At 67.7% G+C, this 13,274-nt stretch carries 17 protein-coding genes; 10 read left to right on the top strand and 7 right to left on the bottom strand.

The genetic code is table 11. The features are described 5' to 3' along the window. Nucleotides 1–59: 59 nt before the first annotated feature. Complete coding sequence (locus tag GPZ80_RS31005) at nucleotides 60–362, top strand: hypothetical protein (RefSeq protein WP_187224660.1); 303 nt, start codon at nucleotides 60–62, stop codon at nucleotides 360–362. Between the two features lie 66 nt (nucleotides 363–428). On the opposite strand, the gene GPZ80_RS31000 is transcribed toward GPZ80_RS31005, so the two are convergent. After that, nucleotides 429–1,967, bottom strand: coding sequence for a S8 family peptidase (locus GPZ80_RS31000; protein ID WP_312880673.1), 1,539 nt, complete (start codon nucleotides 1,965–1,967; stop codon nucleotides 429–431). A gap of 171 nt (nucleotides 1,968–2,138) precedes the next feature. Between GPZ80_RS31000 and trpS the strand changes: the two genes are divergently transcribed. Together trpS and yhjD are read left to right on the top strand one after the other, a co-directional pair. Then, nucleotides 2,139–3,173, top strand: a complete 1,035-nt coding sequence (trpS, locus tag GPZ80_RS30995) for a tryptophan--tRNA ligase (RefSeq protein WP_312880672.1) — start codon at nucleotides 2,139–2,141, stop codon at nucleotides 3,171–3,173. Nucleotides 3,174–3,232: 59 nt separating this feature from the next. Next, a complete protein-coding gene (yhjD, locus tag GPZ80_RS30990) occupies nucleotides 3,233–4,246 on the top strand; it encodes an inner membrane protein YhjD (protein ID WP_187224658.1) in 1,014 nt (337 codons plus the stop codon). Nucleotides 4,247–4,330: 84 nt separating this feature from the next. On the opposite strand, the gene GPZ80_RS30985 is transcribed toward yhjD, so the two are convergent. Further along, the gene (locus GPZ80_RS30985; RefSeq protein ID WP_312880671.1) at nucleotides 4,331–5,626 is read right to left on the bottom strand and encodes a D-alanyl-D-alanine carboxypeptidase family protein; all 1,296 of its coding nucleotides are present in this window, start codon (nucleotides 5,624–5,626) and stop codon (nucleotides 4,331–4,333) included. 167 nt (nucleotides 5,627–5,793) lie between these two features. Here GPZ80_RS30985 and GPZ80_RS30980 point away from each other — a divergent pair, with 167 nt between their 5' ends. Next, complete coding sequence (locus GPZ80_RS30980; RefSeq protein WP_187224657.1) at nucleotides 5,794–6,987, top strand: saccharopine dehydrogenase family protein; 1,194 nt, start codon at nucleotides 5,794–5,796, stop codon at nucleotides 6,985–6,987. Here GPZ80_RS30980 and GPZ80_RS30975 read toward each other — a convergent pair. Then, on the bottom strand, nucleotides 6,968–7,144 hold the full coding sequence (locus tag GPZ80_RS30975; protein ID WP_187224656.1) for a DUF397 domain-containing protein: 177 nt from the start codon (nucleotides 7,142–7,144) through the stop codon (nucleotides 6,968–6,970). The genes GPZ80_RS30980 and GPZ80_RS30975 overlap by 20 nt on opposite strands. Nucleotides 7,145–7,150: 6 nt before the next feature. Beyond that, nucleotides 7,151–8,032, bottom strand: coding sequence for a helix-turn-helix domain-containing protein (locus tag GPZ80_RS30970; RefSeq protein WP_187224655.1), 882 nt, complete (start codon nucleotides 8,030–8,032; stop codon nucleotides 7,151–7,153). A gap of 62 nt (nucleotides 8,033–8,094) precedes the next feature. Between GPZ80_RS30970 and GPZ80_RS30965 the strand changes: the two genes are divergently transcribed. Both GPZ80_RS30965 and GPZ80_RS30960 read left to right on the top strand, forming a co-directional pair. Beyond that, on the top strand, nucleotides 8,095–8,388 hold the full coding sequence (locus GPZ80_RS30965; protein WP_187224654.1) for a hypothetical protein: 294 nt from the start codon (nucleotides 8,095–8,097) through the stop codon (nucleotides 8,386–8,388). Next, nucleotides 8,381–8,569, top strand: a complete 189-nt coding sequence (locus GPZ80_RS30960) for a hypothetical protein (protein ID WP_187224653.1) — start codon at nucleotides 8,381–8,383, stop codon at nucleotides 8,567–8,569. Before GPZ80_RS30965 ends, GPZ80_RS30960 begins: the two co-directional genes overlap by 8 nt. Here GPZ80_RS30960 and GPZ80_RS30955 read toward each other — a convergent pair. From GPZ80_RS30955 to GPZ80_RS30945, 3 genes are all read right to left on the bottom strand, one after another. Continuing rightward, nucleotides 8,566–9,045, bottom strand: coding sequence for a GNAT family N-acetyltransferase (locus GPZ80_RS30955; protein WP_187224652.1), 480 nt, complete (start codon nucleotides 9,043–9,045; stop codon nucleotides 8,566–8,568). The genes GPZ80_RS30960 and GPZ80_RS30955 overlap by 4 nt on opposite strands. Nucleotides 9,046–9,064: 19 nt before the next feature. Next, entirely contained in the window at nucleotides 9,065–9,736 is a 672-nt protein-coding gene (locus GPZ80_RS30950; RefSeq protein ID WP_187224651.1) for a hypothetical protein, read from the bottom strand. A gap of 99 nt (nucleotides 9,737–9,835) precedes the next feature. Next, the gene (locus tag GPZ80_RS30945) at nucleotides 9,836–10,780 is read right to left on the bottom strand and encodes a ribose-phosphate diphosphokinase (RefSeq protein ID WP_187224650.1); all 945 of its coding nucleotides are present in this window, start codon (nucleotides 10,778–10,780) and stop codon (nucleotides 9,836–9,838) included. An 89-nt stretch (nucleotides 10,781–10,869) separates the two neighbouring features. Between GPZ80_RS30945 and GPZ80_RS30940 the strand changes: the two genes are divergently transcribed. The 4 genes from GPZ80_RS30940 to GPZ80_RS30925 form a co-directional block, all read left to right on the top strand. Continuing rightward, nucleotides 10,870–11,283 carry a hypothetical protein gene (locus GPZ80_RS30940; RefSeq protein ID WP_187224649.1) on the top strand — a complete coding sequence of 138 codons (414 nt, stop codon included), beginning with the start codon at nucleotides 10,870–10,872 and terminating at the stop codon, nucleotides 11,281–11,283. A gap of 135 nt (nucleotides 11,284–11,418) precedes the next feature. Then, nucleotides 11,419–12,339 (top strand): phosphotransferase family protein, encoded by a 921-nt coding sequence (locus GPZ80_RS30935; protein ID WP_187224648.1) that lies wholly within the window; start codon nucleotides 11,419–11,421, stop codon nucleotides 12,337–12,339. Nucleotides 12,340–12,427: 88 nt separating this feature from the next. Continuing rightward, nucleotides 12,428–12,856, top strand: coding sequence for a DUF4240 domain-containing protein (locus GPZ80_RS30930; RefSeq protein WP_187224647.1), 429 nt, complete (start codon nucleotides 12,428–12,430; stop codon nucleotides 12,854–12,856). A gap of 13 nt (nucleotides 12,857–12,869) precedes the next feature. Beyond that, the coding region (locus GPZ80_RS30925; protein ID WP_187224646.1) for an Imm32 family immunity protein at nucleotides 12,870–13,274 on the top strand (405 nt) is incomplete at its 3' end.

Raw genomic sequence — 13,274 nt, 5'->3', positions numbered from 1 at the left:
CACGCAGTGTGCTTAGTCCAATCGAGGGACGGTACAAGGGTGTCAGGCGGTGTCAGTTCGTGAACACGGAAACTCTGCGCGACCACATTCGCCGAGTCTTGGTACTCGGCACAGTGGTTGGCGCGCAGTTCGTGTGGTCGGCGTCCCCCTCGGTTGCGGAAACCGTCGCGGACACAGTCGTCGAGAGCGGCAGCCCGATCATGTCGGGCCCCGGAGTCGCCGCGGTGGCCGTCGGCATCGGTGGCTTCATCGTGGGACTTGTCCGCCGCCGTAAGAGCGTGGCCGCGAAGGCCCAGCAGACCCCGGCCGTGCCGCTTCCCGGCCCGCGTCAGCCGGTCGGCGTGGCCGCCCACCAAGACTGAGAACGCAGAGCGAAGCGGGCCCCGCAGGAGAATCTCCCGCGGGGCCCGCTCTCTTCGAAAGAGGTCTTACTTCACCGCGTCCAGCGCGTCGATCAGGCCCGCTCCGTAGAAGCCGCGCCCGGTCTTGCCGCCGTCACAGTTCGCGGCCCAGTTGCCGGTGCCGTCCGGGTCGTAGGTCCCGGTCGGGCACGGCTGCCGGTCGGCGTCGTGCATCAGGGACGCGACGACGCGCTGCGCCGACCAGTCCGGGTGCGCCGAGCGGATCAGCGCGACGACGCCCGCGGCGTGCGGGGACGCCATCGAGGTGCCCTGCTTGTAGCCCCACTTGCCGCCCACGACGGTCGACAGGATGCGGCCGTTGGCGTCCGGGGTGGACGGGACCTGCATGCGGTCCCCACCCGGTGCCGCGACCTCGGTCTCGGTGCGGCCGTAGTTGGAGAAGTACGACTTGAGACCCTTCACGCCCACCGAGGACACACCGACCACGCCGTGGATCTCGGCGGGGATCTTGGTGCAGGTGTTGTCGGTGTCGCGCTCGATCGGGGTGCCGTTGTTCGGGCTGCCGTCATCCATGATGTTGCGCGACAGGTCCCAGTTGCTGTTGCCCAGGGCGGCGACGTTCACGACGCCCTTGCGGTGCGAGTACTGGATCGCGCGGTCGACGGCCTCGGCCACGGCCTTCTGGTCGGCGTCACCCTTGCACCACAGGTACCACGGGTCGACGAAGTACGAGTTGTTCGTGACCTGGACGCCCTTCTCGGCGGCCATCATGAACCCGCAGATCGCGTACTCGGGCCAGATGTAGCCGTCGTCGTTGACGACCTTGATCGACGCCAGCTTCACGCCCGGCGCGACACCGACGATGCCCACGCCGTTGCGCGCGGCGGCGATGCTGCCCGCCACGTGCGTGCCGTGGTCACTGGTGGTCGGGTTCCACGCCGCGGGCGAGGAGTCCGGCACACCCTGGTTGGTGCAGCCCACCGAGCGCGAGGCGTCGACGTTCGCGGCCAGGTCCGGGTGCGACGCCTCGATGCCCGAGTCGAGCACCCCGACGACGACGTCCGAGCTGCCCGCGTTGATCGCGTGCGCCTCGTCCGCCTTGATCATCTTCATGTCCCACTGGTTCGCGGCCAGCGGCTCGGGGTCGGCGAGCGAGCCCTTCGCGCTGTCGACGACCTTCTCGGTGTCCTCCAGCGCGCGCTGGGCGGCGCCCGAACCCTGGGCCGCGGAACGCGCGGTGGAGTCGGTGGACATGGTCGTGGCCGCGGGCGGGGCGGCCAGTTCGGCCAGGTTCTGGGTTGCCCCAGCGCCCTGCACGCCGGGCATGCCCCGCACGATCTTGGCGAACTCCGGGTTGGACGAGGTCGCGATGACCACGCCGATCTCCGGCCAGCTCTTGACGACGGTGCCGCCCGCGTCGGTGACGGCCTTCTCGGCCTGGCCGAACGCGGGACCCTTGGCGCCGAGCACGGCGAAGTGCGCGACCGCGCCGGTCTCCGCGACGGGCGCGGCGGTCGCGGGCTGGATCGCCACCGCGGCGACACCGGTTGCGGAGGCGATCACCACCGCTGCGCCGAGCATGCGGAGTCGGGAACGCTTTTGCACGAGGAACCTCCAGATGTGACTGAGTAGGCCGAGCCACTCGCCGATCAGGCGTCAGGGGCGGACCCGGCTCCGCAGAAACCTGTCACCGACGCACCCTAGGGGGCAATCCACCGAATGGCCCAGCGTGGCCCCGGCCCGGTCACGCCCGATCGGAACTGGGAGAATCACGGTGTGTCGACCGAGCAGAACGCCCCCGTTGCGCCCAAGCCGCGAGTGCTGTCCGGCATCCAGCCCACAGCCGACTCGTTCCACTTGGGAAACTACCTGGGCGCGGTCCGCCAGTGGGTGGCCCTGCAGGAGACGCACGACGCGTTCTATTTCATTGCCGACCTGCACGCCATCACCGTCGAGCACGACCCGAAGCTGCTGCGCAAGCGCACCCGGGTGTCGGTGGCGCAGCTGCTCGCGCTGGGGCTCGACCCCGACCGCGCGACGCTGTTCGTGCAGAGCCAGGTGCCTGAGCACGCCGAACTCGGCTGGGTGATGCAGTGTCTCGCGGGCTTCGGTGAGGCCAGCCGGATGACGCAGTTCAAGGACAAGTCCGCCAAGCAGAGCGTCGACCGGGTGACCGTCGGCCTCTTCGCGTACCCGGTCCTGCAGGCCGCCGACATCCTGCTCTACCGGCCGCGGTACGTCCCGGTCGGCGAGGACCAGCGCCAGCACCTGGAGCTGACCCGCGACCTCGCGCACCGGTTCAACACCCGCTTCGGCAAGGCGTTCCAGCCGCCGGAGGCCTACATCCTCAAGGGCACGGCGAAGATCTACGACCTGCAGGAGCCCTCGGCCAAGATGAGCAAGTCGGCGTCAAGCCCCGGCGGCATCATCGAGCTGCTCGACGACCCGAAGGTGTCGGCCAAGAAGATCCGCTCGGCGGTCACCGACACCGGCCGTGAGGTCGTGTTCGACCAGGAGAACAAGCCCGGCGTCAGCAACCTGCTGAGCATCTACTCGGCGCTCACCGGCCGGGAGATCGACGAGCTGCAGACCGCGTACGAGGGCAAGGGCTACGGCGACCTGAAGAAGGATCTTGGCGAGGTCGTCGCGGACTTTGTGACACCGGTCCGCGACCAGGTGAAGTCCTATATGGACGATCCGGCGGAGCTGGACAAGGTTCTCGCCCGGGGCGCCGAGCGGGCCCGCGAGGTCGCGTCGGGAACGCTGGCGCGGGTCTACGACAAGCTCGGGTTCCTCGCAGGGCGCGGCTGAGCCTGTTCCACGATCGTGTTCGCGTTGCGGGCCCGCTTTCCGACCAATAGTTTTCAACGGTGACGGAGAGTGTGGAAAAGCCGGAATCGAAGATCGCCCGGCTGCGCAGGCGCAGGCCAGGCATAGATCACCTGATCAGGGCATATGACGCCTTCACCGAACGGTACGGTGAGCACTTCGCCGCGTCGATCACGTACTTCAGCGTCCTGTCCCTGTTCCCGCTGCTCCTGATCGGCTTCGCGGTCCTCGGTTTTGTCCTGGCGGGCCAGCCGGACGCCCTGCAGAACCTGCGCGAGTCGATCACCTCGGCCGCGCCGGGAAACCTAAAGGGTCTGCTGACGGACCTGGTCGACACGGCTGTGGAGGAGCGCGGCAAGGTCGGCATCATCGGTCTGGTCGCGGCTGTCTACACCGGACTCGGCTGGATGACGAACCTGCGGGACGCGCTGACCGCGCAGTGGGGCCAGAAACCGGTCCAGCAGCCGTTCCTGCGCGGGCTCGGCGTCGACCTGCTGGCGCTGCTGGGACTGGGCGCGGCGATGGTCATCTCGTTCGGCCTGAGCGCGGTCGGCGCGGGCTTGGCGGACACGCTGCTCAACTGGGTCGGCCTGGGTGGCTACGGCTGGGCCAAGGTGCTGCTGTTCGTGATCACCACGCTGTTGGGCATCGGGGCGAACTGGCTGGTATTCCTTTGGGTGATCTCGCGCCTGCCCAGGACGGCGGTGACGGCCCGCAGCGCCATGCGCGGAGCATTGGCCGCCGCGATCGGGTTCGAGCTGTTGAAGATCATCGGAACGATCTACTTGAACTCGGTGATCGGCGGCCCGCTGGGGTCGATCGTCGGCCCGATCGTCGGTTTGCTGGTGTTCGCCAACCTGGTGTCCCGGTTCCTCCTGTTCATCACCGCGTGGACGGCGACGGCCAAGGAGAACATGGTCGCTCCGCCGGTGGAACCGCCCCCACCCGCTGTCATCCGCCCGACCGTTCAGGTCGCCCGCACCCCGAAGGTCAGCGAGGCCGCCGGCCTCATGGGAATCGGCGTCATACTCGCCTTGGCCTTCCGCCGCCGCTAAACCCGCGAGTCCCCACTTCCCGACAATGAGTTCTCAGTTCAAGTGAGAACTCATTGTCGGGAAGTGGGGACTCGCGGCGGTGGGTTAGGCGGTGCGGGCTGTGCGGGCGCGCTTGCGGCGGATCCACAGGGCGAACGAGATCAGGATGGCTACGCCAGCGGCGGCGACCAAGGGAGCGCCGTAGGTGCCGAAGGCCGAGCGGTTCGCGTCCGGGCTCATGGCTGCCGCCTCGGACGACGGCGAGGAGCCCTCAGCCGACGGAGCGCCGTTGACCGCGTCCTGCTTGCGCTGGGCTTCCGGGGCCTTGTCCACCAGTTGGCCCACCGGCTTGGTCTTGGCCTTGGCCAGCGCGAAGCCGTAATCGAGCAGCTTCGCGGCCTGGTCGCCCAGGGGCACCGGGGTCGGCTCGCCGCGCAGGAGGACCACCGACAGGCGGCGGGTGCCCTGCTTCGCGGTGCCCAGGTAGGTGTGGCGGGCGTCGTCGGTGAAGCCGGTCTTGCCGCCGAGGAAGCCCGGGTACTTGCCGAGCAGGCGGTTGTCGTTGTTCACCTTGTAACCAGGCTTGGTGCCGTAGCCGGGGAAGTCGATCGACTTCGTGGACACGGCCTCGGCGAACTCCTTGTGCTTCATGGCCGCCCGCACCAGCAGGCTCAGGTCGTAGGCCGACGTGCTCATGCCCGGCCCGTCGAGCCCGGACGGCGTGGCCGCGCGGGTGTCGAGCGCGCCCAGTTCCTTGGCCAGCGTGTTCATCTTCGCCAGCGCGACCTTCATCCCGCCCAGTTCACGAGCCAGCGCGAACGCCGCGTCGTTGCCCGAGCGCATGACTAACGCGAACAGCAGCTGCCGGACGGTGTACTTCCCGCCCGGGCCGACACCGACCTTGGTGCCCTCCTGCGCGGCGTCCTCCGCGGTGCCCTCGACGACCTGTTCGAGCCGCAGCTCCCGGATCACGACGATCGCGAGGAGCACCTTGATCAGCGAAGCGGGCCGCTCGCGGGCGTGCGGGTCCTTCGCGGCCAGCACGGCGCCGCTGTCGATGTCGGCGATCACCCACGACGCCGACGCGATGTCCGGGATCTGCGCGGTGGCGTTCGGCGGCTGGACGAGTCCGCACTCACCCATCCGGGTCCCACCAACCGGCTCATCGGGCACTGGCAGCGGCTGGGGGCTCGGCTCGCCCGGCTTGGGCTCCTCCGAGGTGTCGATCGGCGGCGGCGGGCGGTCGTGGTTCTGGCACTGGGCGCTGTTCGGCGCGGGCTTCTGCCCCTCGGTCGTGGTCGGCTGCGCGGCGGCGATCGGAGTGGCACCGAAAGCCGCGACGATCACTGCGCACAACGACACGAGGAGGGCGGGCACGGTTTGGCGAGCTGCGAAGCGCACGAGAGCAGATTAGGGCCTGCAACGATCAGGCCACGATCCGGCCTGTCACCCGGTAGTGGCGCTCAGTTGGTTCCCCTGGTCGCACGGCGTGTCACGGTGGGTGTCGAGCGTCACGAGCGGGTGAGTTGCGATCACGGACGACATTGGGACTTGGCTATCAGTTACCGATGAGTAATATCGCTGGTATGCCCATCGGCCGCACGTACGACATCGTCCTGTTCGGCGCCACCGGCTTCACCGGCGAGCTGACCGCGCAGTACATCGCGCGCAACTCCCCGGCCAAGCTGCGGTGGGCACTGGCCGGCCGCAACAAGGCGAAGCTGGAGACCGTGCGGGCCAAGCTCGCCGCGATCGACCCCGCCCTGGCCGAAATGGATCTGCTGACCGCAGACATCGGCGACCCGGACTCGCTCAAGGCCGTCGCCGAAGCCTCCCGCGTCGTCATCACCACGGTCGGCCCCTACGTCAACTACGGCGACGCCCTCGTGGCCGCCTGCGCCGAAGCGGGCACGGACTACGTCGACCTCACCGGCGAGCCCGAGTTCGTCGATCGCACCTACCTGCGCCACCACGCCCGCGCGGTCGAGACCGGCGCTCGAATCGTGCACTGCTGCGGCTTCGACTCCATCCCGTACGACCTGGGCGTGCTCTTCACCGTCGACCAACTCCCCGCAGGCGTCCCGGTGACCGTGAATGGCTACGTGCGCGCGTCCGCCGAGTTCTCCGGCGGCACGTTCCACTCGGCCATCACGGCGTTCTCCAGGCTGCGCGCCAGCGCCAAGATCGCGAGCGAGCGCCGCAAGGCCGAAGGCAGGCTCAAAGGCCGCAAGGTGCGAGGCCTGACCGGCAAGCCCCACTTCGAGAAGGACGCCCGCGCGTGGGTCCTCCCCGCGCCCACGATCGACCCGCAGGTCGTCCTGCGCAGCGCCCGCGCACTGGAGCGCTACGGCCCGGAGTTCGCCTACGGCCACTACATCGCGGTCAAGAAGCTCCCAATGGCCGTGGGCCTGGTCGGCGGCGTGGTGGCGTTGTTCGCGCTGGCGCAGGTGCCGCCCGCCCGCAACTGGCTGTTGAACCGCAAGAAGCCCGGCGACGGCCCAACAGCGGAGAAGCGCGCCCGCTCGTGGTTCAAGGTGACGTTCGTCGGCGAGGGCGGCGGCAAGCGGATCGTCACGGAGGTCGCGGGCGGCGACCCCGGCTATGACGAGACAGCGAAGATGCTGTCCGAGTCGGCGCTGTGTCTGGCGTTCGACGAGCTTCCGGAGACCTCAGGCCAGGTCACCACAGCGGTGGCGATGGGCGATGCGCTGATCAAGCGGCTGGTGGCGGCCGGGATCGTGTTCAGCGTCCTGGAGAGCTGAGCAGGGAACGCCAAGCGCTTTCGGGGAGGAGAAGCGTGCCCCCGCAAGGATTCTTGGAATCCCGCACAGCGGTTCGGCCAGGAACGAACGCGACCTCAACACACTCGCCGCCACCGCTTCGGGTGGAAGTTCGCCACCGTGCGTGATCAAGATCCATTTTGTTTCACTCCCGGCCGTATTCGCCTGCCAAGCGTCGCAGAAACTTCACCGATTCGGCTGAACTGAGTGCGACCTTCATCAGCTTATCTGTCGTATCCAGATACGGCCGGACCTCGTGCTCGGCATCGCGGAACATCGATGACTGCACCAACTCCAGGTAGATGATCGGGCCGGCCTTGGCGAACTCCATCTGCACGTAGCTGCCGTCCAGCCCGGCATGCGACCCGCGATCGAACGGGATGATCCGGATATCGATGTGTGGGCGCTCGGCCATCGCCACCAGGTGGTGGCACTGTGCCGCCATCAATTCCCGACTGCCCGTCGGTCGACGAAGCGCAGCTTCGTCGATGATCGCCAGGTAGTTCGGAGCAGTGCGGCCGAGTAGCACCTTCTGCCGCTGCAAGCGGGCGGCGGCCATCGCCTTCCGCTTCTCCGCGGGGAAATCCACCGCGATCAGCGCGGTGCGGATGTAGTCGGCGGTCTGGAGCAGTCCCGGGATGCGCAGCATCGCCACGTGAACGATCCGGCTGGCATCCGACTCGAAGCAACCGAGGGCGGGCAGGTGGACCGGGAGGTCCCCATCGTCGGTCTCCCACCATCCTGAGAGGTCCGAATCCCTTGCCAGAACGAGGATTCTGGCCCGCGCCGCTCCAGTCACCCCGTAGACCGCGAGTAGGGAAGCGGCATCCTCCGGCGTGATCCGCCGTCGTCCGGTCTCCATTCGGTTCACCGTTGCCACGGAGAAACCGGTCCGCTTCGCCACTTCCCGGGTGGTCAGTCCAGAGCGGGCGCGCAGTTCCTTCAACTCCGCCGCGAGTCCGCGTGTCCGGGCGCCGCCGTGCTTGTGCATGAGGTGATCCCACCAGGGGAAACGGTAATCAGCCACCGCATGATCTTCCGAACCGTTCCCCCTTTGGATACATCTCGCGCTCCGGCACCGTTTCCCCTATGACCGTCCAGGGCCTCACCCACCCCTACACCGGAGCCACCGCCTGCTCCCGCCTTTTCGCCCACGGCTTCACCTTCCGCTGGGCCAAGGGCGACCGCTACATCGCCGTCATGCGCGGCAACTGCATCGAGCAACGCCGCTACCTGATCATCGAGGACCGCCTCCCCAGACCAGTCCTCGAAGGCGCCCAGCCCCTGGCCGACATCATCCCGGCCACCCACGGTGACTGGTCCGATAACCACCTGCTGCGCCACATCGCCGACACCTGGGCCCGGGGCCGCCACCGTGCCTGAACACCTTTCGCTCGAACAGACCGACCTCGTCTACGCCTTGGTCCTGCTCCGCGACAAGATCAGCGAACTCGTCGTCCGCGCGACCACGGAAGGCCCCACGAACTGCCCGTGGGCGGACCTGGCCGCACTCCTCGACACCGCGGCCACCCTCTGCCGCCGCGAAGCCATCTTGGAGCCCTAACGCAGGCTCAGTGCGTACGCGAGTCCCGGCTTTCCGGCCAGCACAGTCTCACCGGTGACGGCGAACCCCGCCTTGGCCAACACGGCGCGCGAGCCCGCGTTGTCCAAGGCCGCCGCGGCTCGCAGGCTGCTCAGCCCGTACGCCTCGACAGCGAGCGCGCAGATCTCGGCGACCGCCTTCGCGGCAAGGCCTTGGCCCGCCGCCTTCTCCGCGATCCGGAACCCGAGTTCGGCGTCGCCGTCCGCGAGATCGAACAGGTTGACCCGCCCGAGAACCTCACCGTCTTCCATCAGGACGTGGAACTGGCACACCCCGGCGTCCTGCTCTTCAAGCAGGGCGCGGTGCCGCTCGTCGAAATTGGCGAAATAGTCGTCGCCGCGATCGGGGACCGACGCCGCGAAGTACGCCCGATTCTCCCGTTCGAACGCGAGAACGGCCGAGGCGTGATCAAGGTGGAGGCGGACGAGTTCGGGCACGTCCGTGACCCTAACTCGGCTAACCGGGCAGCTCCACCGCGATTTCCACCGCCGCTTCCATCAACGCGGGATCAGGCTTGCCCGACGCCACCGCGGCTTCGGCCACCACCAGGAGGTTCCCCTTGGGGTCCGACCTGAACGGCTCGCCGGTGAACCGGACGCCCTGGCTCTTCAACACCGAGAACCCAAGGGGCGCAATGCTTCCCGTGCCGTCGGTGTCGATCAGCCGCTTGAGGTCGCCGACATCACCCCGGTCCCGCATCCGCACCCACGACACCGACACGACGAAGGTGTTTCCCGCCGTGTCCTCCAAAGTGAAGAGCTGTCGGTCAAGCTCCTTGCACGGATTGCGGAGTAGGAACTCCCTGACTTGCCCATACGAGTTGACCGCGCAATTGAGGGCCTTCTTCGCCGGGTCCTTGAGCTTGCGGACGTTCAAGTCCCGCCAGGCGTCGTCGGGTTTCCCTTTGCGCGCCGACTTCTTGCCCTTGCGCACCCGCGCCGCGAAATTCCCTGACAGGCCCACGGACTCCGCCGCGACCCCACCCGCGCCTGCGCCGCCGCCGCTCGCCGCCGCGCCGCCGCCACTCATCGCCATGGCGCCGACAGTTCCCACCGCGAGCACCCCCGCGGTGAGTTTGCCCTTCTTCCAAGTCCCGTCCGCATTGCGCGGTTGGTCCGGATTCCCCATGTTCATCCCCCTTGCCGCCGTCGAGCGGGCGGCAGTAGGGAGTCGTCGGGACCCTCAGGAACGTAAGCGGGAACCCTCCAGGCTCACCCGATCAGGTGATCATGGAGCGTCGAAGAGGGCGCTCACCGATTCGCCGTCGTGGATTCGCCGCATCGCCTCGGCCAGCGCGGGGGCGATGGACAGGACCTTCAGCTTCGGCGTGCGCTCCTCGTCCGGGATGGGCACGGTGTTGGTGCAGACGATCTCCAGGACGTCCGGCTGGTCCCCGATCCGCGACAGCGCGCCCTGTGCGAACAGCCCGTGCGTGCACGCCACCCGGATGGACCGGGCGCCGAGTTCGCGCAGGCGGGCGAGCAGTTCGATCACCGTGCTGCCCTTGGCGATCTCGTCGTCGAGCACGATGATGTCGCGGTCGGTGACGTCACCGATGATCGAGCTGATCCGCACGTCGTCGTCGGCGAACCGCTGCTTGGCCCCGGCCGCGACCTTCACGTCCAGCAGGCGGGCGAAGTGCGCCGCCTCCTTGGCGTTGCCGAGGTCGGGGGAGACGACGGTGGTGTTGCTCAGGTCGTACTGGCGGAAGTGGCCCGCGAGTTCGCGCAGGGCGTGCAGGTGGTCCACCGGGATGCTGAAGAACCCGTGCACCTGCGGCGAGTGCAGCGTCATCGCCAACACCCGGTGGGCGCCCGCGGCGACCATCAGGTCGGCCACCAGCCGCCCGCCGATGGAGATCCGCGGGGTGTCCTTTTTGTCCGACCGCGCGTAGGCGTAGTGCGGCATCACGACCGTGATCCGCGCCGCCGAAGCCCCGCGGGCCGCGTCCAGCATGAGGAGCAGCTCGACGAGGTGCTCCTGGACGGGCTTCACGAGCGGCTGGATCAGGAACACGTCCCGCTCGCGGCAGTTGGCCTGCAGCTGCACCTCGAGACAGTCGTTGGCGAACCGCTGGACGCGCACCGGGCTCAGCTCGACTTTCAGCTGGGCACAGATCTCACGGGCCAGGTCGGGATGGGCACTACCGCTGAACGCCACGATGTCTCGCACGGGCTGAGGGTATCGCTTTACCTGCGAGGTAATCGCTTTCCCGCAGGTGACGCGCGACGCTGGTGACAAGCGCAACCAAGGGAGAAGCAATGACCACCGCCAACGCCACCACCCGCCCCGCCGACACCCACGCGGTCACCCTCCTCCGCCGCTTCCTCACCCTGGACGCCCTCGTCTCGGGCGGAAACGGCCTGGCCTACGTCATCGCCCCGGTGTGGATCGGCGACTTGCTGGGCGTCTCGACCGGGGCGCTGGTGCCCATCGGCATCGCCCTGATCGCCTTCGCCCTGGCCGTGGGCGCCATCGCGATGAGCCGAAACCCGCTGCGGGGCGCGACCCTCGTCATCGAGTTCAACCTCGCCTGGGTCGTCGCCAGCCTGGCCGTGGCCGCTTTCAACCCGTTCGGCGCCAACACGCTCGGCGTGGTGTGGACAGTCATGCAGGCGGGGACGGTCGCCCTGTTCGCTGGCCTCCAGTGGACGGCGGTCCGCAAGGCGAAGTGAATCGCACGGATCGGCAGGGCCTGTCCACCGGGCAGGCCCTGTTTCGCCAACAACGTTCTGAACCGCCGGAATTACCTAGGATGGCGGTGTGCGAGCGAACACGCGAATGAACCTGGACGCACCCATCGACCGCCGGTGAACGACAACGAGTGGCCAGACGACGACACCGCTCCCGTGATCGCGTCAGCGGCTCTGGGGCGCGACCCCGGCCCTTTGGCCACCGCTGAGAGCGGCTCCCACAAGGTCTACCTCGGCTCCGACTTCGTCCTGAAGATCGCGGCCGGGCATTCGCGGCTGGACCGGGAGATCGCACTCGCGCCCCACCTGCCCGCCGGGATCACAGCCCCGTTGCTCAGCAGTGGGCTGCATCTGGGAGAGCGTGATGTCCGCTATGCCTGCTACGCCCGCGTGCCGGGAACGGCTCCCGGCATGGGCATTCCCGGCGTGGACGGCCCGACCGCGCGGCTGCTGGCCGAACAGGCGGTCCAGCGGCTCCAGACACTGCACGCCTGGACTCCCGCGGCGGAGGCGGCGGAGACGTTGGCCGGAGTCGTCGACCACGGTGGGTTCACCGGTCACGACGCGCTCGCCGACGAGATCGGGAAACTCGTCGTCTTGGACACCGGCGGCGTCATTCCCGGGCTAGTGCTCGACGGACTGAGGGAGATAGTGGATCGTGCGCCGTTGCACGCGTCCGCCACCGTTCCGATCCACGCGGACTGCCACTGGGGCAACTGGCTCGCACACGACCGGCGCGTGACGGCGCTGTTGGACTTCGAATGGGCCCGCTTCGGGGATCCGATTGACGACTGGTTCTTCCTCGCCCGGTTCAGTGGCCCGCACCTGGAGGCTGTCCTCGACGTCATCGCCCGTGCCACCGCCACCCCCTCGAAAACCCTCCGCGCCGAGTGTGAACTCCGTGAAGCGGCCTACCTCAGCTCCGACCTGCGGGCCGCTCTGGAACACTCCGGCTCCCAAGCGCCGATGGCCGTCGAGCGCCTACGCAACCTCGACGAACTCATCGTGAAACGGCTCTGGTGGGGCAACGCCCAGTGACTCCAGTCGGAGAAAGGGGCCAGCGCTGGCAGCGCCTTTGTCGGTGCCAGGTGGAAGTCTGTGGGGGATGGTCGCGGAAGGGGATGCCATGGATGTGCGCACCTTTTGGGACTTGATCGCGACCTTGGGTGGCTGGCCTCTTGCTGACGAAATCACACCGTTCGCTCGACTCGAAGAAGAGCTGCGCACTGTGCGGGACTGCGAGGAGTTCGAAGACCTGCTGACCAAGTGTCTCTTCGACCTCGACCGATCCGATCTCGCGAACGCCGGCCGCCGTCGCTCCGACGACTCATTCTTGTACTACCGCGCCGCTGTCGTGGTTGCCGGCGAGGATGCTTATCGCTCCATGCTCCACGGACGCCCGGAGGAGTTTCGGCGTTTCACCGATGGCACCGTGCCGAGTTGCGAGGGCCTGCTCTATGTGGCCCAGCACGCATTCGAACGCATCACCGGTGAAACTTGGCAGTATGTCGGCGAACTGGACTATGAGACCGGCTCCAATAGAGCGCAGTGGTGAAACGGTGTGCACGATGCTGATCAGTGACCTCGAAATCAGGTACTCGCCGCGCACGAGAGAAATTGACATCTCCTCGTCTCGTCAGTCCCTGAAGGAACTGGCGCGATTGATCGCACAAGGTGAGGCGACAATCTCAAGCGGGTGGGACCAAGATCCGGCACCGTATGCCTCGGTGTTGTCGACGGTGATCTGCAGGGTCGATGAGAACATCATGGTTGTGTTCGATGTGCAGGAGGAAGAGGGCGTCCTGACCATTGTGGGCGATGCCCAGTCGATGACGGTGCTGGCGCAGAACATCGAAGGCTTCGCGGAGGACGCGGATGCGCGTCATCATCTGCATGTCGACTACTTCCCTGAGCATCCGTATCTGGAGCGGCGCACCCTGGGCGGATTCAACTGGTCGTCGCAACACCTCGAT

It is taken from the genome of Actinokineospora xionganensis, from assembly GCF_014323725.1.
GTDB lineage: Bacteria > Actinomycetota > Actinomycetes > Mycobacteriales > Pseudonocardiaceae > Actinokineospora > Actinokineospora xionganensis.
Note: the sequence above shows the minus strand (reverse complement) of the source record. Positions and strands in the feature narration are given on the sequence as shown.

Excerpts from the sequence above, each read along its gene's own strand:
- GPZ80_RS30980 (WP_187224657.1), top strand. The coding sequence starts at position 5,794 with ATGAGTAATATCGCTGGTATGCCCATCGGCCGCACGTACGACATCGTC.
- GPZ80_RS30975 (WP_187224656.1), bottom strand. The coding sequence starts at position 7,144 with ATGGATCTTGATCACGCACGGTGGCGAACTTCCACCCGAAGCGGTGGC.
- GPZ80_RS30965 (WP_187224654.1), top strand. The coding sequence starts at position 8,095 with ATGACCGTCCAGGGCCTCACCCACCCCTACACCGGAGCCACCGCCTGC.
- GPZ80_RS30950 (WP_187224651.1), bottom strand. The coding sequence starts at position 9,736 with ATGGGGAATCCGGACCAACCGCGCAATGCGGACGGGACTTGGAAGAAG.
- GPZ80_RS30940 (WP_187224649.1), top strand. The coding sequence starts at position 10,870 with ATGACCACCGCCAACGCCACCACCCGCCCCGCCGACACCCACGCGGTC.
- GPZ80_RS30930 (WP_187224647.1), top strand. The coding sequence starts at position 12,428 with ATGGATGTGCGCACCTTTTGGGACTTGATCGCGACCTTGGGTGGCTGG.